Here is a 20047-nt window from a genome sequence, read left to right as displayed (position 1 = left end):
ACGCGACCTTCATCACATGGGATATTCGAACGTAGAACCTACGCCGAAGTGGATGATATATTCCTCAGCCCCAGCCACAGGAATCCAAAAACCATAAGCCCGGCCAAACTGCCCTTCGTAGGCTTTGTAGACAGCCTGCTTCGTATCTGCCGCCTGATTGCAGAGACAGCCCTTATGCTGCTCCGGCTTGCCGATACTCGAGCATTTCATCTGATCATTGAGCCCCAGCGAAGCTGCTTTCTTATTCACCGCGTGGATCTGGCGATCTTTGGTGATCAGCATGATGGGCTCCGGGAAGTTGTCCCACATCATATGAAAGGCATTGATCATTTCCTGCTTGTCCATGTTTTCAGCTCTCCTTTGCTTAGAGACTCTTCTACACATCCGTCTCTAAATCCTTCATTTCTTTTTTACGCTCCCTATTATACAGCAAAATTATATTTTGTCAAATATAATTTTGACACTCCTTTATTTTCCCGCCGGAATAGCCAATGCAGCAGCGCATACGACAAACCGCAGGTAATGGCACTCACAAATTACCCCAAGATCAAGACCTCCCTTAGCCGCAAAGACAGGCCGGCCACACAAAAAAACTGCTGCACGTGAATATTACGTGCAGCAGCCTCTTTTTTGTGTGGCCATGCGGATAGCATCAGTTATCGGCGATAAGCTGCTTGCCTGGCTTGATGACCAGCCAGCAGGCGACTACGATAAGACCGAATAGCGCTGTGATAGAAAATGCGTTGTTCCAGCCGTATGTCTCGACGAGGAAGGCCGTGACAATCGGGGCGAGGACGCCGCCGATATTTCCCCAGAGGTTGATCCAGCCGGAGACAGAGCCGCTGAAGCGGCCGCCCAGCGACATGACCGATGACCAAGTGGCACTCATACAAAAACCAAGAGAGCCGAGAGCCAGCGTCATCCAGAAGATAGCAGCTTCAACGGAAGCCATGCGGGATGCTGCGTAAAGACCTACGGAAGTGACTGCGATGCCAAAGATAGCGGTGACCGTGCGCATGGTGTACTGGCGTTCACTGTTCTTGCCCGCAGCCAAGCGGTCAGAAAACCAGCCGGCGAAGAAGACCATGAAGGTCAAGGCAATCCAGGGGACGGAGGTCCAGAAGCCCATGGTTTTGAGGCTCAGCCCATATACTTCGGTGAGGAACATGGGCAGCCAGGAAAGAAAAACATACATGATGTAATCGACGACGAGGAACTGAAGACCGACAGCCCAGAACCGATGGTTCATCAGAAGCTCCTTCCACGGAGCTACGGCTTTTTCCGTTTGATCGCTGCGCGCTTCGTTGATGTAGTTGATTTCTTCTTCGCTTACATAAGGGCAATCTTCCGGGGTATCCCGGGTGTAGTGGTGCCAGGCATAGGCAACGACGATGCCGAGGATACCAAAGATGATAAAGACGCCCTGCCAGCCGAGCCACCCCATCAGAGCGACAGTCAGCAGTGGGCCGACGACCGGACCGAAAAAGGTGCCGCCAAGGATAGAGGAACTGGCCTTGCCCTTTTCGGCGTGGTTGAACCACTTATAGCAGGCTGCACCGAGCGAAGGGAAGACTGGACCCTCGCCGAGGCCGAAGGCCAGGCGAACGGCAGCAAAGCTGAATTTTCCATGCGCCAGAGCAGTCAGCGCGGTAAAGATCGACCACCAGAGGATGGCAAATGTACCGGTTTTGCGAAGGCCGAAGCGATCTGCCAAAATGCCTCCGGGAACCTGCATCAGCGCATACCCGCCGAAGAAACAGGTTTGGATAAGCCCCATATCGATCTTGGTGAAACCGAATTCCTGCATGATGACCGGCGTAGCGACAGAAAGATTTACGCGATCCATGTAGGCGACAAAACTGACCAGAAAGATCAGGCTGGCAACTTTCCAGCGATAGTTTGTACCGGCAGGTGCCTTGGCACTGCTTATGGTGTTTTCCAGATTCATAAAGATTCCCCACTTTCTATGCACTATTGTCTTTTTAAAAAAGACAATAAGTTAACCATTGGCAAAATATATTGTAAATATGTAAACGCCATGTGACTTATTATACTGTATACAAAAAATCTGTCAAGGGGAAATTCCTTACCCCCCGGCGATAGCCGGGCCTTCCGGTCAGCTGCCTGCCGGATTGTCATGTTGTACGGATAGGCAGATGCTTGCTTTTTTCCAGAACAACAACAGAGGCTGCTGCACGTAAATATTACGTACAGCAGCCTCTGTTGTATCTATCACTCAGCGTTTATAGCCTTGATATTCACTTGTGCGCAGGATTGCTTCTGCCTTGGCCACGGCTTCTTTCGTTGGCTCTGGCACATCGGGAAGCGGGTAGTCGATTCCCAGCTCTTCGTATTTATGGATAGCCAGGCGATGATAAGGCAGCACCTCAAAGCGCTGGACATTGCCAAGTCCCGCCACAAAGCTGGACAATTTGGCAAGGCTTTCCGCATCATCGTTGATGCCCGGCACAAGGACATGGCGGATCCAGACCGGTTTCCCGATTTCAGCCAAATATCTGGCAAAAGCAAGAATCTGTCCATTGCCTTGACCGGTCAAATCCCGATGTTTTGACATGTCAATATGCTTGATGTCCAGGAGCACCGTATCCGTTACGGCCAGCAGTGAGGTAAGCCGTGAAAACACCGGCTCTTCCCGCGAGAAGACAGCCCCTGAGGTATCGATGCAGGTCGAAACGCCCTGCTCCTTGGCCAGTGTGAACAACTCTGTGACAAAGCCTGCCTGCAGCAGCGGCTCGCCCCCCGACACGGTGATGCCACCGCCATTTTTCCAATAGGACTTGTAGCGCAGGGCCTTAGCCAGTGCCTCTGGGGCCGTCATCTCCGTGCCGCCTGTGCCCTGCCAGGTTTCGGGATTATGGCAGTACTTGCAGCGCAGCGGGCAGCCCTGCAGGAAGAAGATGTAGCGAAGCCCCGGCCCGTCCACCGAGCCGAAGCTCTCTACCGCATTGATATACCCCTTACATGTGTGCATGGAAGGTTCTCGCAATGACATCGAGCTGCTGCTCGCGGGTCAGGTTGATGAACTTGACCGCATAGCCCGAGACGCGGATCGTGAAGTTTGCATACTCTTCCTTCTCAGGATGCTCCATGGCATCGAGGAGCTTCTCGCGGCCAAAGACGTTGACATTCAGATGATGGGCGCCCTGGTCGAAGTAGCCGTCAAGCACATGCACGAGCTGCGCGGAACGCTCCTCGTCGTTATGGCCAAGGGCCTCCGGCGTCATGCTCTGGGTGTTGGAGATGCCGTCAAGGGCCCACTCATAGGGCAGTTTCGCCACGGAGTTCAGCGATGCCAGCAGGCCGTTCTGCTCGGCACCATAGCTCGGGTTGGCACCTGGCGAAAGCGGAACGCCAGCCTTGCGGCCATCCGGCATTGCCCCCGTGTATTTGCCATAGACCACATTCGACGTAATCGTAAGGATCGACGTCGTCGGCTCCGAGTTGCGATAGGTATGACGGGACTTGATCTTATCGAGGAACGACTTCAAGAGCCACTTGGCAATCTCGTCGGCACGCTCATCGTCGTTGCCGTAACGCGGGAAATCCCCCGTCGTCTCGTAATCGGTCACGATGCCCGCGTCGTTGCGGATGGCCTTGACCTTGGCGTATTTGATGGCCGACAGGGAGTCAACCACATGGGAGAAGCCAGCAATGCCCGTAGCAAACGTGCGACGCACATCCGTATCGATAAGGGCCATCTCAGCGGCCTCGTAATAATACTTATCATGCATATACTGGATGAGGTTCAGCGTATTGACGTAAAGGCCTGCCAGCCAATCCATCATGCGGTCGAATTTCTTCACGACATCCTCGTAGTCCAAGATATCCCCGGTGACACCGCGGTACTCCGGCCCGATCTGCTCGCCGGACTTCTCGTCCACACCGCCATTGATGGCATAGAGCAGGCACTTGGCCAGGTTCGCACGCGCCCCGAAGAACTGCATCTCCTTGCCCGTCTGGGTTGCCGATACGCAGCAGCAGATGGAGTAGTCATCGCCCCACTCCACCTTCATGACATCGTCGTTCTCATACTGGATGGAGCTCGTCGTCACCGAAATCTTGGCCGCATAGCGCTTGAAGTTCTCCGGCAGGGCCGAGGAATAGAGCACCGTGAGGTTCGGCTCCGGAGCCGGGCCCATATTCTCAAGGGTATGCAGGAAGCGGTAGTCGTTCTTCGTGACCAGACTGCGGCCATCCATGCCGATGCCGGCAACTTCCAGCGTCGCCCAGACCGGGTCCCCCGAGAACAGCTCATTATAGGACGTGATGCGCGCAAATTTCACCATGCGGAACTTCATGACGAGATGGTCGATGAGCTCCTGGGCCTCCGCTTCCGTCAGCTTACCGTTCTGGATGTCGCGCTCGATATAGATATCGAGGAAGGTCGAAATGCGGCCGACACTCATGGCGGCGCCGTTCTGGGTCTTGATGGCAGCCAGATAGCCGAAATAGAGCCACTGTACGGCCTCGCGGGCATCCTTGGCCGGGGCCGAGATGTCAAAGCCATAGATAGCAGCCATTTCCTTCATGCCCTGCAGCGCACGGATCTGCTCCGTGAGCTCCTCGCGCTGGCGGATGACCTCATCGGTCATAACCCCATCAATACCGGTATTGGCTTTATCGGCTTCCTTGAAGGCAATCAGCTGGTCGATACCATAAAGCGCTACGCGGCGGTAGTCGCCCACGATGCGGCCGCGGCCATAGGTATCCGGCAGACCCGTGATGATATGGCTGTGACGGGCGCGGCGGATTTCCGGCGTATAGGCATCAAACACGGCTTGGTTGTGGGTCTTATGATATTTCGTGAAGATCTCATGAAGTTTCGCACTCGGCTCATAGCCATAGTTCTGGCAGGCCTGCTCTGCCATCTTGATGCCGCCATAGGGCATGAAGGCACGCTTCAGCGGTTTATCCGTCTGCAGACCGACAACCCGTTCCAGATCCTTCATGGCTTCATCGATGTAGCCTGCCCCATGGGACGTCAGGCTGGATACGATATCCACATCCATATCGAGGACGCCGCCGTTCTCGCGCTCGGCCTTCTGCAGCGCCTGCAGTCTGTCCCAAAGTTTATTCGTCGCCTCAGTCGGGCCTGCCAGGAACGATTCGTCCCCATCATAGGGCTGATAGTTCTTCTGGATGAAATCACGCACATTGATTTCTTCCCGCCAAAGGCTTCCCGAAAAACCATCCCACTGTTTATTTTCAAGCATGGATAATGCCTCCTCATCGCAAACTTTTTCGCGCTGTGTTTTTATTACCTAATCATAATACCTCATATTGAGGATAAATACAAATAACAAATGCTTAAGACGATATAACCGCAAGCTATCATACCCGTTATTTTTCCCTCTTTTGCCCGCAGCGACAGGGATTTATGCTATAATGATAGCAACAGGGATATGGTTGGCTCGCGATCCTGTCCCGCCTATCTTTGCGCCGGCTCGCGTCATCCAGCTTCCGATCGCCAACCACGGAACGGACGACCTTGCAGCCGGCTTCCCTACACGCGCTGCGCAGACAAAAAGGGCGCCATGCATCACCGATTGCATGGCGCCCTTTCTTTATCCTGTCAGTTCTTCTTTTCCCAATAATTGATGCGCAGCGTATCACCCTCCGCAACGTCACGCTTCAGCAGCCAATCATTGAGCTCCTTGATTCCTGCGATGAACTCCCGCAGCTCGCGCGGGCCATAGGTATTCTTCTTCATGTACTTCTCTGCAATTCCCTCCAGCGTATCCCCATGCTGCACCGTATACGACTCCTCTACAAAATTCCAGTTCTTGCCAGCTGCTTCTGCATTCGTTCCCACAAAGCAAAGGCAAAAGACAGCCATCATTGCGATAATTGCCTTTTTCATACTGTATTCCTCCATATAAGCCATTCCCTATGCTTAGTATAAAGGCTCGCAACGGCAAAAGCAATACTTTTCAGAATAATTTGCTTATTTTTACAGGAAATTTTAATCCCCTTGCCAAAAAAAACGAGAACCCGTTAAGATTCTCGCCATTCTCTCATCAAAGCCAGGTTTCGTATTGCTCCCAAGCAGCATGGTCGGGGGCAATCGCCACCGAACGCATCGGCAGGTCCAGCGGACGCAGATCCGCCGCCCGCGGTTTCCAGCGGCAGCGGCGCTCCGGCTCATCCTCCAGTTTGTCGGCAGCACTGATGCAGGAAAGCTGACAGCTGCCCAGATCGCGGATCCACCCGTCAATCCGGTCAGCAATGATCGCCATCTGCTTTTCCGAAAATGCCGCATGTTTGCGGCGTATCACACCATTGCCCAAGGCGTCAAGCTCCACCCGGCCGGTGACATCCTGCCAGGACGGGCCAAACGCGTAAAGTTCATTCTCGCCGAGCGGGCCAATCCGTTCGATCCAAACCTGCATAGTATCGCCCCTTTCATTGCCTACCATTGACAGTACATCGATTTATACTGTTATATTAGACATTTCAGGGCAATATCCTGCTTACACGGACAAAAACTTTCGCACCGCCGGGCCGTTGAGGTAACGGCACAGACGTCCCTGGTACTGGCCATTCGCCGCCATCGTATGCGTGATGTTGTCGCGGATTTTCCACCAGCCCGTGTGCCAATTGGAAAAGAGCGTATTCGTCTCTGGGGCGCGGCCGATGATGCGCTGGAGCACGATGTCTGGCGACAGATGCTCCAGGAAGGTGATGACGCGGGCCTCATACTCCTCCCGCGAAACCAGCGTAAGCTCGCCGGCCTCATATTGGCGTGCCATCTCGGTGCCCTTGACGATGTACAGCGCATGCAGCTTGACCTGGTCGACACCGAGGGCCGACAGGATCTTGGCATCTTCCACCACATCGGTCATGTCATCCCAGGGCAGATTCAAGATAAGATGCGTGCAGGTCTGCAGGCCATGGGCCTTGATGCGGAGGGTCGCATCGATGAACTCCCCCAGCGTATGGCCGCGGTTGATTTTCTGCAGCGACCGGTAGTTGACGCTCTGCAGGCCAAGCTCCACGCAGATATCAATGCCCAGCTTATCTGCCTCCTCGCGCAGCATCGCCAGGTATTCATCGCTGACGCAGTCCGGACGCGTCGCGATATAGATTGCCACGATGTCCTCGCCAGCCCCCGCCTCCTGCACCCAGCCCCGCAATTTCTCCAGCGGCGCATAGGTATTGCTGAAGTTCTGGAAATACGGGATGAATTTCTTGGCCTTGTACTTGGGGATGATATGGGCCTTGTTGGCCGCCAGCTGCGCCGTAATCGTCATATCCGCCGGCAGATTCTCATAGCCAGCGCCAATCGAGCCACAAAACGTGCAGCCCGCCCCGCCGTTTCCGCATGCGCCGATGCGATTCGGGCAGGTAACCGGCAGAGCCACCGGCAGCTTATAGACCTTCTCGCCATAGCGGTCCTTCAAATAATCGGAAAACGTCTTATATATCTCATGTTCCATGTTCTATTACTCCATCGATTCCTTTCCGCGCTCATGATTCCGTTGTCAGCGGTTTTAAAAACAACAATACATCGCCGCCTTTTTGATTCTTGTAGATATACCCATCCGTTTCAAACTGCAATTTTTCATGCAGCCGGATGCTCGCAATATTATCCGCCCTCACCTGATCTTGCACAATGGCGAACCCCTTTCCACGCACACATAGCTCCAGCTGCGCCAAAGCCATAAACGCATAGCCTTTTTTCCGTTCACCTTCCCATATCTCAACGCCAAAGGAAACAACGCTTTTGCTATGTTCAAACCACGAGCAGTACCCCACGATTTCATCATCATGCACAATGGCCAACATCGCAAACTTCCTGCCGGAATAAGTCTTCTCATTCCATTCACGAATCAGCTGCTCCATTTCCGCCCGTGCTTTCGCTGGATATCGCTTTTTCTGAATCGTTGCCGCATCATACAACGCAAAGTGCCTTAAAACTACCATATATCCTACACACTTCTTTTCTTTTTGCCATCCAAACTGATCACTGAGCCGCCATGTCATCGATTGCCAAGCTTATCCTTTGACATACCGGTTCGCCCGCCGTGTAGTCAAATAATACCGCCGTCCGTTGACCGGTCAATGTTCCGTCTTCTGCTGCGAGTATATTGCAGGCAAAGATTTCAATATGGTACTTTTTGTTGACATCGCGCCAATTGGTAAATTCATAATCCGGCAGATACTCGCGCACGCGGCTCGGGGCGCCTTTCCAGAAGTCGGCGGTGATGTCCTGATACGCCTGGCGGTTCCAGTTTAGGTTCTCAGGGCGGATTTTGCCGCCGTCGGCGAGCAGTGCATCATAGCGCAGAAGATTATCCAACAGCTCTGCCGGCAGGTCATAGGCCGCTAACGCAAAATCCCGCAGGTAGCCATAGAGATTCTTCGTGCTGTGGCCAATCTTATGGAAGCCTTTTTCCTCCCACCAATCGGTGAATTTCTGCCAGAAGGCAAAGGCATCGCCCTGCTCGGCCTCACGGATCAGATAACCAGCCGTCTTACGGCACCGGCCGGCATTGTAGTATAGTTCAAAGACCATCTCAAAGCTATGGAACCAGCGAATCTCCCCGTAGCTTAGCGCATCGGTCACGAGCACTTCATAGGGCGCCATCGGCATGTACTGATAACCATAGGGCGTCACGAGATTCATCATCGCCGCCCCCTTGAGGAATTTCAGAAAGCCCAGCTGCAGCATATCGGTCTGCAAGGCATAAACATCATTGAACGAGCGATGGAACGACGCCATCCCCTCTCCGGGCAGGCCGATGATAAGGTCGACATGCAGATGCATATTATGGAAACTCATGATGCGCTCGATATGCGCCTGGATATCTTCCCAGTGATTGACACGCGAAACAGCTTGTAGCGTCTGCTCGTTCGTCGACTGGATGCCGATTTCGAGCTGCACGCGTCCTTTCGGCAGCTGGCTAAGCACCGTCAGTACCTCTTCGTCGAGATAATCGATGGCCACCTCGAAATGGAAATTCGTACGGCACGAATCCGGCAGAGCCAAAAGGTATTTCAAGATTGGCAGAAAGTGCTTTTTCTTGGCGTTGAACGTGCGGTCGACAAATTTGACCTGCCGTACATCATGGCGCACGAAAAAATCCAGCTCCGAAAAGACCCGCGTGAGCGGCAGATACCGCACACCTGCCGTCGCACAGGACAGGCAGTAAGCACACGAAAACGGACAGCCCCGCGACGTCTCGTAGTAAAGGATGCGCTCCCGGATGTCTGCCATCTCCTCCGCCCGGTAGGCAAAGGGTACCTCCGTAAGGTCAGGCACCGTCACATCACAGCCCTCATGGATGGCCCCCGCATTGCTGCGCCAGGCAACGCCGCGGATTTCTGACTGGTCAAGGGCGTCATTGACTTTTGACCGGTCAAATTGACTTGTCAGAAGCTGACTTGTCAAGGCGCGGATCGACGCTTCGCCCTCCCCCCGCAGGACATAGTCGACCATCGGAAATTCCCGCATGAATTCTTTCGTACCATAGGAAACTTCCGGGCCGCCGCAGATGATGACCGTATCGGGAAGGGCCGCGGGCAAAAGACGCAGCAGCCGCTTTACGACCTCGATATTCCAGATATAGCACGAAATGCCAAGGACTTTGGGCTGCTGCTCATAGATTTCCCCGAGCATCGCCAACAGCTGATGATTAATCGTAAGCTCCAAGATTCGCGAGCCTGGCACTGCCTCGCGCAGATAACGGATGGCCAGCGACGTGTGCGAATACTTCGCATTGATGCCCAGCCACAAAATTTCTTCTGTCAAAATCATTCTCCTTCTATCTATATGAATAAGCCGTATACATAATATCTACTTATTCTATCACATTACAGTTGCGCTTGGTATGTGTTATAATAATTGAGAACAACTTTCTAATAGAGAGGACGATACTATGACAAGTCAACATAAACTGGCCCGCCGCGAGGACATCCCTGCCGCAGACAAATGGCACCTCAACGATATCTTCGCCACCCGCGCCGACTGGCAGAAGGCCCGCGACGCCATCGAAAGCCAGCTGGCCAAGATCCAGCAGTTCGCCGGACAGCTTGCGGATCCGCAGCAGCTCCTTGACTGCCTGACCGCCGTCGACACGATGGAGATCAGCCTCAGCGCTGTCTTTGCCTACGCCCGCATGCTGGCCGATACCGACACGGCCAATCAGGAATACCAGGCCGATACTGCCAGCTGCCTGCCGCTCCTCGACAAGGCCTCAGCAGCCTGCGCCTTCATCGAGCCCGAGCTCTTGGCCCTGCCCGAAGAGACGCTCCGCACTATGGCAGCTGCGCTGCCGGGGCTTGCCAAATACAGCTTCCGGTTCCAGGACCTGCTGCGGGGCAAAGAACATGTGCTGACCACCGAGCAGGAAGCCTTCCTCGCCCGCACCGGCGAGATCCGTGCCACGGCCCGCAACACCTACACGGTCATGACCAATGCGGATATGAAATTCCCCGACACCCTGGGGGAAGACGGCAAGCTCACGACCCTCTCCGAGAGCCGCTATATGCAGTTCATCCGCTCCCAGGACGGCAAGGTGCGCGCCGATGCCTTCCACAAGCTCTTTGCCACCTACCTTTCCTTCCGCAACACCTTTGCGAGCCTTTACAGCGCCTCGGTCAAGAGCAGCCAGTTCATTAGCACCACGCGCAAATACCCTTCGATGCTCGAAGCCGCCCTCGATGCCGGCAATATTCCCGTAAGCGTCTACGAGCAGACCATAAACGTCACCCACGAATTCCTGCCCGAGCTCCATCGCTATATGCAGCTCAAGAAGAAACTCCTGGGTGTCGATGCGCTCCATATGTATGACCTCTACGTGCCTGTGGTAGAAAAACCGAAAACGCCCTATACCTACGACGAGGCCCGCAGCATCTTGAAGGAGGCCCTGGCCCCCCTCGGCCAGCAGTACCTTGCCGACCTCTTTGCCGGCCTTGACGGCGGCTGGGTGGACCGCCTCGAAAACGAAGGCAAGCGCAGTGGCGCCTACTCCTGGGGCGTCTATGGCGTCCATCCATTCGTACTCATGAGCTGGCACGATACCTACGATGCGATTTCCACGCTGGCACACGAAATGGGCCATAGCATGCATAGCTTCTACAGTGCCAAGAACCAGGACTATACCAATTCCGAATACACGATTTTCTGCGCCGAGGTCGCTTCGACCACCAACGAAAACCTGCTGCTCGAATACATGCTGAAACATGCCGATGAAAAAGAGCGCCTCTATTATCTGAACCTCTATCTCGAGCAAATCCGCACGACGGTCTTCCGCCAGGTGCTCTTTGCCGAGTTTGAAAAACTCACGCACGAAGCCGTCGAAAACGGCGATGCCCTGACTGCCGACAAATTGGAAGGCATCTGGATGGACCTCAACCGGAAGTATTACGGCGATGGCGTCGTGCTTGACGACGAGCTGCGCGCCGAGTGGTCACGCATCCCGCACTTCTACCGCCCGTTCTACGTCTACCAGTACGCGACGGGTTACGCGGCCGCCATGACGCTTTCCGAGAAAGTCCGCACCCAAGGAGAAGCCGCCCAGCAGGCATATCTTGGCTTCCTCGCCAGTGGCGGCAGCGACTACTCCATCAAGCTGCTGCAGAATGCCGGCGTCGATATGACGAGCCGCGAGCCCTTTGCCATCACCTTCCGGAAATTCTCCCAGTGTCTCGATCAGCTTGAAAAAATTATCAAATAATTTCAGCCTGTCAAGGTTTTCTACTTGCACCCCTGTGAAATTTATGCTAAAATACTTATATTGTGTGTTAGGGGCTACTATGCTCCGACAGTTAAGGAGGTGTAACACATGGCAAGTGTTTGCGAAGTTTGTGCAAAGGGTGAGCTGTCCGGTAACAACGTCAGCCATTCCCACCTGAAGACGAAACGTGCTTGGAAACCGAACATCCAGCGTGTCCGCGCTGTTGTTGACGGTGAGGTCAAACGCGTCAACGTCTGCACGCGCTGCCTGCGTTCCGGTAAGGTTCAGCGTGCCCTCTAATTTGCGCATAATATCAAAAGCTGATATATCATAAAGAAAGCGAAAGAGCTCGTCTCTTTCGCTTTCTTTATTTGTATAGGATTTTTCAAATACCCAGCGGCAGCCAATAAGCCTCGGTGGCCGCAATCTCATAAGGCGAGAACCGGGAATACAAGGCACTGGCACTATTCCCCAGCATAAAGCACGATATGGTCTGATAACCCTCCAAATGACCTTCGTCTGTATGGACTTTGATGCTTGCCTGGTCAACATACTTCTGCCACATAACCGTCCTGCTGTCGCGGCGAACAATCTCATCAATGTCAATATCATCACGGGAAATCTGCACAGTATCGTTCTTATCAACCACTGTGATACCGAGGCCTTCCCTACCCCATAACGGTTTCTTTATCCATAAGCAATCGGGATTTTCCGCAATGCCCTTCTCGGCATCTTCCTCAAAATACGACGGCAGCATATACGCCTTTATGGTACTTAATTCCTTAGCCGTGAAGATATCCGCCTCCTTTTGAGCCAAAGCCCAGATAAGGGCCTGGAATCCCTTCGACTGCATGATGATGGCTTCCGGCGGGTTGAACATGGTAAACTTACTGTTCTTGTAGCCGTCCATCAAATCTGTCCCAAGGCTCTCCCCGTCTGCCGTCGTCTCATCAATGAGTATTTCCATAGGATGCAAACGATAGATAGCACTGGCCGCCCGCCCGTCGGGAAGAATAATCTGATTGGTCTCATCAATTCGCAAGGTATAAAACGATTCAAAACGAATCGCATCCTTGGGAGCAAGTCTTCCGACACCTTCTTTCATCGCCTTCATCAGGAATCTTGTCGTCCCATAATCTTCCGTATAATCTTCAAAGCAAGCGAAGATAAACGGCCTCTTGTCAGAAACTCTGCCACTATGCAGGTCAACGGCCGGAGCAGAACGCCAATAAATATTGGCCAGCCAGTTCGTCAAAGCCGTATATTCCGCCGCATTGGGATTCCGGCAGCCGAAATTGTCACAGGCTAACCGATTGGCATAGTAAGCTTCGACCACGGCGCAGGGTGTATCCGCATTTATCTCCACCATCTTGAACTGGCCCCAACGGTCAACCACATAATCAAAACGGGAAAACCAGGTAGGAAGGTTCAGGACATTTTTTTGATGCAAATACGGGATAATCGCCTCAGGTATCTCCATATTCTTCAGGAACTCATTATCGCAGTGCTGGCAGACCTTCACAGCCTTCTGGAAAACATTAAACAATATTTGACTTACCCGCCGGAGATCCTCGGCTTTATGGCAAGGGAGAATCTGGATATCATCGGCCGGATAGCGGTAATCATACCCTTCATAGTCCACAAAGGGCATGATATTCCGGTCAATCGCGTCAATCCAATCCCGCATCTTATTTGCAATAGCCATTCATACTCTCCTTTACGACGACGCACTTCTAGCCCCGGCACTGCCAAAGCCACTTTTCGTACTGCCCACGGAGCTATTGCCCTTAGAGCTGTCGCTACTTTTTCTGGTGCGGGAGCCGCCTCCGCTGTAGCTGCTGCCACCTGACTGATTTTCCCTATCCTGATATACGCCTACAGGCGTTTTGATGTCTTGTATCTTTCCCCCTGCAGGCGTGTATTTGCGCATGGCCTCCGCCCGATAGCTCGCCGAAGTGGTTCGTAGCGGCGCATTTGCTGTAAAGCCAGCAGCGCTCACAGAACCAGACGGATACACGAACCCATGAAACAGGAAATAACTGGCCAGTACTGCCGCCAACGGTGCTGTCCCCGAACAGTAATTGACATTTCCATGTTCATCCCGGCGAAAAGTTACCTCTTCGCCATTATCATAGCGGGCGGTTTCTGTGCCATCCTCATTTTGATGCAATGTATACTTCCGGCCATGGCTATCCAAAAGCTCCTGATCTGCATAGGGCTCGTCATCCACGGGATAGACCACACCCTGCCCAGAATCATTACTTACTTCCATATCGTTTTGGACCGCAGGCTCTGTATCCTCATTACTTCCCTCGGACATCTCTGCCACCACACCTACGCCCACCAGCGACAGCGCCCAAGCGGTGCAAATGAATTTCTTCGTTAGCTTTGCTGTTCGTTCTGACATGTAACTACCTTCTTCATTTTTATAACTATAGTAAGTAGTTTACACTTTCAGTATAAAAAAACTATTAGAATACAAAAAGGCCGGCAGACAAATCTGCCGACCAAAGAAATTTTAATTTTTTAGGAAAAATCTGCATTCTCATTGAGTTCCTTGCGGATTCGGCGCCAGTCGGGACAGTATTTGTCCATTCGCGCCTTGAAGGCGGGGCCGTGGTTAGGTACCCAAAGGTGCGTGAGTTCATGAAGCATGACATACTCAAGGGCCTCAGGCTTGTATTTGGCCAGCTGCAGATTGAGCCAGACGCGGGCCTTTATGACATTGCAGGTACCCCAGCGCGTTTTCATATTGCGGATGCGGCATTCGGCGGCCTTTTTGCCGACGATGTTTTCACAACGAGACAGCAGCTTGGGGATAACCACCCCCAGCTGCTGCCGGTACCAGCCGTTTACGATGTCGCGCCTTTGTTCTGCCGTCGCATAATCCGGCACAGTCAGGAGGATGCGTTCCCCCTTGCGACAGACTGAGGCCTCACGCCCCTTTGTCCTGCGCACTACAAGCTCGCAGGGAGTTCCCCAGACCATTATCTTTTGACCGGTCAAATACTGACAAGTCAACTTCTGCTGCACGATACGCTCGCGCAATACCTGCTGTTTCTTCTGCACCCAGGCAGAATTTTTCTGCAGGAACGACTCGATTTGCGCCCGTTCCATGGACAATGGCGCCGAAATCTCGATATGACCGTCAGGCCTTCGCACCCGCAGGTACATGTTCTTGATGCGCTTGCGCCGAAGATGCACTACCTGCCCTGCGAACGAAAAGATTTCCTCCGGCATATCACTTACGGCGCTTTTCGGACTCGTCAAAGATTGCCTGCAGTTCCTCGCCCGAAAACTCGTATTTCTCATTGCAGAAATGGCAGCAGACTTCGGCATGACCATCGTCGACGAGCGTCTGCAAATCGTTTTTGCCCAGGCTCAAGAGCACCTCACTGATGCGCTCCTTCGAGCACTGGCATTTAAAGGCCAGGTCTGTCGTCGTCATGTAGTTGACGTCAAAACCCTGCAGGAGCTCGGCAATGATGCCCTTAGCATCGAGGCCGCGCTCGACCATATGCGAAACGGAATTTACCGTGCGCAGGTTGGCCTCGAGCTTATCGATGCATTCGTCGGTGGCATCGGGCAGCGGCTGGATGATAAAGCCGCCCGCGCCGATGCACTTGAAATCGGGATTCACGAGTACGCCAAGGCCGACACTCGACGGCGTCTGCTCGGAGACGTAGAGATACTTCGTGAGGTCGTCGGCAATCTCGCCATCGGTGATTTCCGTGCTGCCCGTAATCGGGTTCTTGAGCCCCGTGAAGCGCGTAACCGACACCATGCCCTTGCCGACACCGCCGCCGACATCGATTTTGCCGAGGCTGTTGAGCGGCAGATTGACATGCGGTTCATCGATATAGCCGCGCACAAAACCCTCAGGCGTCGCATCCGCCGTGACTTTTCCGAGCGGGCCATCGCCATCGAATTTTATCGTCAGCGCCTCTTTGTTCTTGAGGTTGGCTGCCATCAAGAGTGCCGCCGTCATCGTGCGGCCCAGGGCTGCTGCCGCTACGGGATAGCAGTCATGGCGGCGGATAGCCTCGTTGACCAGATCCGTCGTGACCGCCGCATAGATGCGCACGCCCTCAGCCGTTGCTTTTACTAAATGGTCTTTCATGATTATTTCCTTCCTAAAAAAGCCTTCCCCGCTGGGGAAGGTGGCAGACAAAGTCTGACAGATGAGATCTTTCCTCTAACCTCATCCGCCCCTTACGGGGCACCTTCCCCAAAGGGGAAGTCTAATACTTAAATCGTATGCTGCATAAGCACTTCGTCGGTATCGATATCATAAATCCGGATTGTACGGTCTTCGAGCACCGCATAGGTGTTACGGCCATCTTCGCGCTTGGAGAGCGCCGCCGAGCCCGGATTCAAGAACACCGTCTGACCGCGCTTTTCAAGCACTGTCGTATGGATATGGCCGCTTACAAAGAGGTCAGCCTTCAGATGGGCCGCCATCTTGTCCTTTTCTTCATCGGTCATGACGCTGTCGCCATGCGTCACGATAATGCGCAGGCCCTCATAAACCACATAGGCATAGGGTGCCTGCACGGGAAGTTCCAGACAGCTGGCATCGACGGACGAATCGCAGTTGCCCTTAGCGATGATGACCGGCACCGGGCAGCTGTTGATTTTTGCCACGAGCCCTGCCGGATTGTAATCGGCCTTCATCGGGTTGCGCGGGCCGTGATAGAGCACATCGCCCGCATGCAGGATCATATCCGCATCGTGGAACGCCTTGTCAAAGGCCGTCTGCCAAGCACCCTCATGACCATGGGTGTCACTGATAATACCAATTTTCATCGTAAACAGCTTCTTTCCTAAACGCGATTAACCGATTTTCTTGAGCAGGTTCGCCATTTCCATAGCGGCCATAGCGCTGTCGACGCCCTTGTTGCCAGCCTTCGTGCCAGCGCGCTCCACAGCCTGCTCGATGTTCTCCGTCGTCACGACACCGAAAATCGTCGGCACCCCCGTCTGCATGCCAACCTGCGCCGTGCCCTTGGAAACCTCATTGCAGACATAGTCGTAATGCGTCGTCGACCCACGGATAACCGCACCAAGGCAGATGACCGCATCGTATTTGCCGCTCTCTGCCATCTTCTTGGCCACCACCGGGATCTCGAATGCACCCGGCACCCAAGCCACATCGATGTCCTCATCATTGCCCTCATGACGATGGAGCGTATCGAGCGCCCCGCTTAACAGCTTACTCGTGATGAACTCATTGAAACGGGCTACGACAATGCCGAATTTGAGCCCTTTGCCCGTGATAAAACCTTCCATTACATTTGCCATGATTTATTACCTCCTGTATTCCTCTTACTTCAACGTCTCTTCGTTCAAGAGATGCCCCATCTTCACTTTTTTGACCGTCAGATAGTTCTTGTCGAATTTATTGGCATGAATCATCAGCGGCACGCGCTCGGTAATCTTGAGGCCATAGCCTTCAAGGCCGGCACGCTTAGCCGGGTTGTTCGTCATCAGCCGAATGCTGGTAAGCCCCAGGTCCGCCAAAATCTGCGCACCAATGCCGTAATCGCGAAGATCCGGCGCAAAGCCGAGCTCGACATTGGCCTCGACCGTATCGCGGCCCTTATCCTGCAGCGCATAAGCCCGCATCTTGTTCGCGAGGCCAATGCCGCGGCCTTCCTGGCGCATATAGAGCACGACGCCCTCGCCAGCCTTTTCGATTTTCTCCAGCGCCGCATGGAGCTGATCGCCGCAATCGCAGCGCATCGAGCCCAAAGCATCGCCCGTCAGGCACTCGGAGTGAACACGCACCAGCACGTCTTTCTTGCCCTTAACGTCGCCCTTGACGATGGCCAGATGACATTTGCCATCGAGCTTGCTCTCGTAGGACTTGATGCGGAAATGACCGAACTTGCTCGGAAAATCAACATCAGCGACCTGCTCGACAAAGGACTCCGTGCGTTTGCGGTACTCGATGAGCGCCTGCACCGTAATCATATGCAAGCCATGCTCCTTGGCAAACTCGATGAGTTTCGGCGTGCGCATCATGTGCCCATCGTCGTCCATGATTTCGCAGCAAAGGCCTGCGGGATAAAAACCAGCCAGCCGCGCCAGATCCGTCGTCGTCTCCGTATGGCCGGCGCGGCGCAGGACGCCGCCCTCGACCGCCCGCAGTGGGAACACATGGCCCGGGCGGCGGAAATCCGACGGACGCGCCTTCGGATCGAGGAGCTTGCGAATCGTCAGGCAGCGTTCATAGGCCGAGATGCCCGTATCCGTCTCATGAGCGTCAATCGAGACCGTGAATGCCGTCTCATGATTGTCCGTATTGTTGACGACCATCTGGCCGATGTTGAGCTCATCGAGACGCTTGCCGTCAATTGGCGTGCAGATGAGACCCTTGGCATATTTAGCCATAAAGTTGACATCTTCGGGCGTAACCGTCGCTGCGGCGACGATGAGGTCGCCTTCGTTTTCGCGGTCCTCATCGTCGACGACCACTACCATTTTGCCATTCTTGATATCTTCAATGGCTTGCTCTACTGTTGCAAAATCTGCCATAATCTTTCTCCTTCATTCAAAAACCGTTCTCGAGCAGGAACGCGCGCGAAAGTCCGCCAGCCTTTGGCTGATTCTCACTGCCGCCCAACATCTTTTCAACGTATTTGCCGAGCACATCGGTTTCAATATTAATTGTACTGCCCGCCTTCTTACTGCCAAGGTTCGTGACCTCGCGGGTATGCGGGATAAGGCTTACCGTAAAATCTGCCTTCGTCACGGCTGCCACCGTCAGGCTGATACCATCGAGGGCCACCGAACCCTTTTCCACGATATAGCGCAGAAGTTCCGGCCCCGCCGCAATCTTCATCAAGATTGCATTGCCTTCCTCCTTAAAGGAAAGGATCTCGCCCGTGCCATCGATATGGCCGCTGACGATATGACCGCCGAGACGGCTCGAAAGCGTCAGTGCCCGCTCGAGATTCACAGGACTGCCCTTTTTAAGCTCCGCCAGCGACGTGCGCCGGATGGTCTCAGGCATCACATCTGCCGTGAAATGATTCTTGTCAAACGAAGTCACGGTAAGGCAGACGCCATTTACGGCAATGCTGTCGCCCAAAGCGGCATCCTCAACTACCTTCTGGCAGTCGATAGCAAGCTGCCCGCCGCCAATGCGCCGGATATGCCCGACCTCTTCAACGATTCCAGTAAACAACGTCTCACCTCCGTACCACATAACCCGTGAGCAGGATATCGCCCGCCAGCGGCTCTGCCGACACGCGCGTAAGCTCTACGGCATCGGAAAGCCTTGCAAAGCCCTCGCCCTCGACCGGCGTCAGCGCCTCGCGCCCGCCAATCAGCTTGGGCGCGATAAACGCCTGGACTTTGTCTACCAGACCTGCCTCAAGCAGGGAGAAATTCACGCGGCCGCCGCCCTCGACAAATACCGAGCAGATTTCCCGCTCGCCAAGTTTTGCCAAGAGCAGTTGCAAATCAACGTGTTCGCCACTGCCTGCCACCAGGATTTCGACGCCAGCTTCCTTCAGCGCCTGCACGCGCTCTTTGGGTGCCTGCTCCGTCACCGCCACGATCGTCGGTGCCGCACCGTCGGTCACGACCTTAGCCGTAAGCGGCGTGCGCGCCTTGCTGTCGACGATGATGCGGATGGCATTTTTGCCCGTCCGGCCCGGAATCCGCGTCGTAAGGCTCGGGTCGTCTTTAAGCACCGTGCCGATTCCCGCGAGAATACCATCGTAGATATCACGCAGCTCATGGACGCGCCGCCTGGAAGTCTCATTGGTAATCCACTGCGACTCGCCGGCAGATGTCGCGATCTTGCCGTCAAGCGTCATCGCGGTCTTGAGCACCACAAACGGAAGCCTGGTCGTAATCCATTTGAGGAACACCTCGTTTAGCGCCACAGCCTCTTCTTCGAGCACGCCACAGACCACCTCGACACCAGCATCTTCCAAAATCTTGATGCCCTTGCCAGCAACCAGTGGATTCGGGTCGCGCATCGCGATGACCACTTTGGCAACGCCAGCTTCCGCTACCGCTTTGGCGCAAGGCCCCGTGCGCCCATAGTGGGCACAGGGCTCCAACGTCACATAGAGCGTTGCTCCGCGGGCCAGGTCACCTGCCATGCGCAACGCATGAACCTCGGCGTGGGGCGTGCCGGCCTTGCGATGCCAGCCAGCCGCCACGATGCGGCCATCGAGGACAATCACGGCACCGACCAGCGGATTCGGCGAGGTACGCCCCTCCGCATTGCGGGCCATCTGCAACGCCACACGCATAAAATCTTCATCCTGCAATCGTATCACCTCAGATTCTTTCATCTTAGGTTTGTGATTGAGACCCAGAAAAAAAGCCAG

20 protein-coding genes are annotated in these 20047 nt (G+C 54.2%); 2 read left to right on the top strand and 18 right to left on the bottom strand.

The window, feature by feature from the left end:
- Positions 1-12: 12 nt before the first annotated feature.
- From FZ041_RS03595 to FZ041_RS03555, 9 genes are all read right to left on the bottom strand, one after another.
- Positions 13-345: a hypothetical protein gene (locus FZ041_RS03595; RefSeq protein ID WP_075441805.1), complete on the bottom strand. Its 333-nt coding sequence runs from the start codon at positions 343-345 to the stop codon at positions 13-15.
- Between the two features lie 307 nt (positions 346-652).
- Positions 653-1948, bottom strand: a complete 1296-nt coding sequence (locus FZ041_RS03590; RefSeq protein WP_075441803.1) for an MFS transporter — start codon at positions 1946-1948, stop codon at positions 653-655.
- 288 nt (positions 1949-2236) lie between these two features.
- Positions 2237-2992: a pyruvate formate-lyase-activating protein gene (pflA, locus tag FZ041_RS03585; RefSeq protein WP_149188552.1), complete on the bottom strand. Its 756-nt coding sequence runs from the start codon at positions 2990-2992 to the stop codon at positions 2237-2239.
- The gene (gene pflB, locus FZ041_RS03580) at positions 2979-5234 is read right to left on the bottom strand and encodes a formate C-acetyltransferase (RefSeq protein WP_149188551.1); all 2256 of its coding nucleotides are present in this window, start codon (positions 5232-5234) and stop codon (positions 2979-2981) included. Before pflB ends, pflA begins: the two co-directional genes overlap by 14 nt.
- A 359-nt stretch (positions 5235-5593) precedes the next feature.
- Positions 5594-5881: a LysM peptidoglycan-binding domain-containing protein gene (locus FZ041_RS03575; RefSeq protein WP_075441797.1), complete on the bottom strand. Its 288-nt coding sequence runs from the start codon at positions 5879-5881 to the stop codon at positions 5594-5596.
- A 157-nt stretch (positions 5882-6038) separates the two neighbouring features.
- On the bottom strand, positions 6039-6410 hold the full coding sequence (locus tag FZ041_RS03570) for a hypothetical protein (RefSeq protein ID WP_075441795.1): 372 nt from the start codon (positions 6408-6410) through the stop codon (positions 6039-6041).
- Between the two features lie 81 nt (positions 6411-6491).
- On the bottom strand, positions 6492-7457 hold the full coding sequence (mnmL, locus tag FZ041_RS03565) for a tRNA modification radical SAM protein MnmL/YtqA (protein ID WP_149188550.1): 966 nt from the start codon (positions 7455-7457) through the stop codon (positions 6492-6494).
- Between the two features lie 31 nt (positions 7458-7488).
- Complete coding sequence (locus FZ041_RS03560) at positions 7489-8004, bottom strand: GNAT family N-acetyltransferase (RefSeq protein WP_149188549.1); 516 nt, start codon at positions 8002-8004, stop codon at positions 7489-7491.
- Positions 7985-9778 (bottom strand): B12-binding domain-containing radical SAM protein, encoded by a 1794-nt coding sequence (locus tag FZ041_RS03555; protein ID WP_255449225.1) that lies wholly within the window; start codon positions 9776-9778, stop codon positions 7985-7987. Before FZ041_RS03555 ends, FZ041_RS03560 begins: the two co-directional genes overlap by 20 nt.
- Positions 9779-9899: 121 nt before the next feature.
- On the opposite strand from FZ041_RS03555, the gene pepF reads away from it, so the two are divergent.
- Positions 9900-11699, top strand: coding sequence for an oligoendopeptidase F (gene pepF, locus FZ041_RS03550; protein WP_149188548.1), 1800 nt, complete (start codon positions 9900-9902; stop codon positions 11697-11699).
- Between the two features lie 108 nt (positions 11700-11807).
- Positions 11808-11999: a 50S ribosomal protein L28 gene (gene rpmB, locus FZ041_RS03545; RefSeq protein WP_075441773.1), complete on the top strand. Its 192-nt coding sequence runs from the start codon at positions 11808-11810 to the stop codon at positions 11997-11999.
- A gap of 85 nt (positions 12000-12084) precedes the next feature.
- Here the strand turns inward: rpmB and FZ041_RS03540 are convergent, their stop codons facing one another.
- From FZ041_RS03540 to ribD, 9 genes are all read right to left on the bottom strand, one after another.
- Complete coding sequence (locus FZ041_RS03540; RefSeq protein ID WP_149188547.1) at positions 12085-13404, bottom strand: glutathionylspermidine synthase family protein; 1320 nt, start codon at positions 13402-13404, stop codon at positions 12085-12087.
- Between the two features lie 12 nt (positions 13405-13416).
- A complete protein-coding gene (locus FZ041_RS03535) occupies positions 13417-14106 on the bottom strand; it encodes a hypothetical protein (protein WP_149188546.1) in 690 nt (229 codons plus the stop codon).
- A gap of 119 nt (positions 14107-14225) precedes the next feature.
- Positions 14226-14969 carry a M48 family metallopeptidase gene (locus FZ041_RS03530; protein ID WP_187626294.1) on the bottom strand — a complete coding sequence of 248 codons (744 nt, stop codon included), beginning with the start codon at positions 14967-14969 and terminating at the stop codon, positions 14226-14228.
- A complete protein-coding gene (gene hslO, locus FZ041_RS03525; protein ID WP_033169805.1) occupies positions 14941-15819 on the bottom strand; it encodes an Hsp33 family molecular chaperone HslO in 879 nt (292 codons plus the stop codon). Before hslO ends, FZ041_RS03530 begins: the two co-directional genes overlap by 29 nt.
- A gap of 128 nt (positions 15820-15947) precedes the next feature.
- Positions 15948-16505 (bottom strand): phosphodiesterase, encoded by a 558-nt coding sequence (gene yfcE, locus FZ041_RS03520; RefSeq protein WP_149188544.1) that lies wholly within the window; start codon positions 16503-16505, stop codon positions 15948-15950.
- A 27-nt stretch (positions 16506-16532) separates the two neighbouring features.
- A complete protein-coding gene (ribH, locus tag FZ041_RS03515) occupies positions 16533-17000 on the bottom strand; it encodes a 6,7-dimethyl-8-ribityllumazine synthase (RefSeq protein WP_149188543.1) in 468 nt (155 codons plus the stop codon).
- Between the two features lie 24 nt (positions 17001-17024).
- Positions 17025-18236, bottom strand: coding sequence for a bifunctional 3,4-dihydroxy-2-butanone-4-phosphate synthase/GTP cyclohydrolase II (locus FZ041_RS03510; protein ID WP_033169808.1), 1212 nt, complete (start codon positions 18234-18236; stop codon positions 17025-17027).
- A 16-nt stretch (positions 18237-18252) separates the two neighbouring features.
- Positions 18253-18888, bottom strand: a complete 636-nt coding sequence (locus FZ041_RS03505; RefSeq protein ID WP_149188542.1) for a riboflavin synthase — start codon at positions 18886-18888, stop codon at positions 18253-18255.
- Positions 18889-18892: 4 nt separating this feature from the next.
- Complete coding sequence (ribD, locus tag FZ041_RS03500; protein WP_149188541.1) at positions 18893-20011, bottom strand: bifunctional diaminohydroxyphosphoribosylaminopyrimidine deaminase/5-amino-6-(5-phosphoribosylamino)uracil reductase RibD; 1119 nt, start codon at positions 20009-20011, stop codon at positions 18893-18895.
- Between the last annotated feature and the right edge of the window lie 36 nt (positions 20012-20047).

It is taken from the genome of Pseudoselenomonas caprae (genome assembly GCF_008271345.1).
Lineage (GTDB): Bacteria > Bacillota > Negativicutes > Selenomonadales > Selenomonadaceae > Selenomonas_A > Selenomonas_A caprae.
The sequence above is the reverse complement of the archived record's forward strand: the minus strand, read 5'-3'. Positions and strand labels throughout refer to the sequence as shown.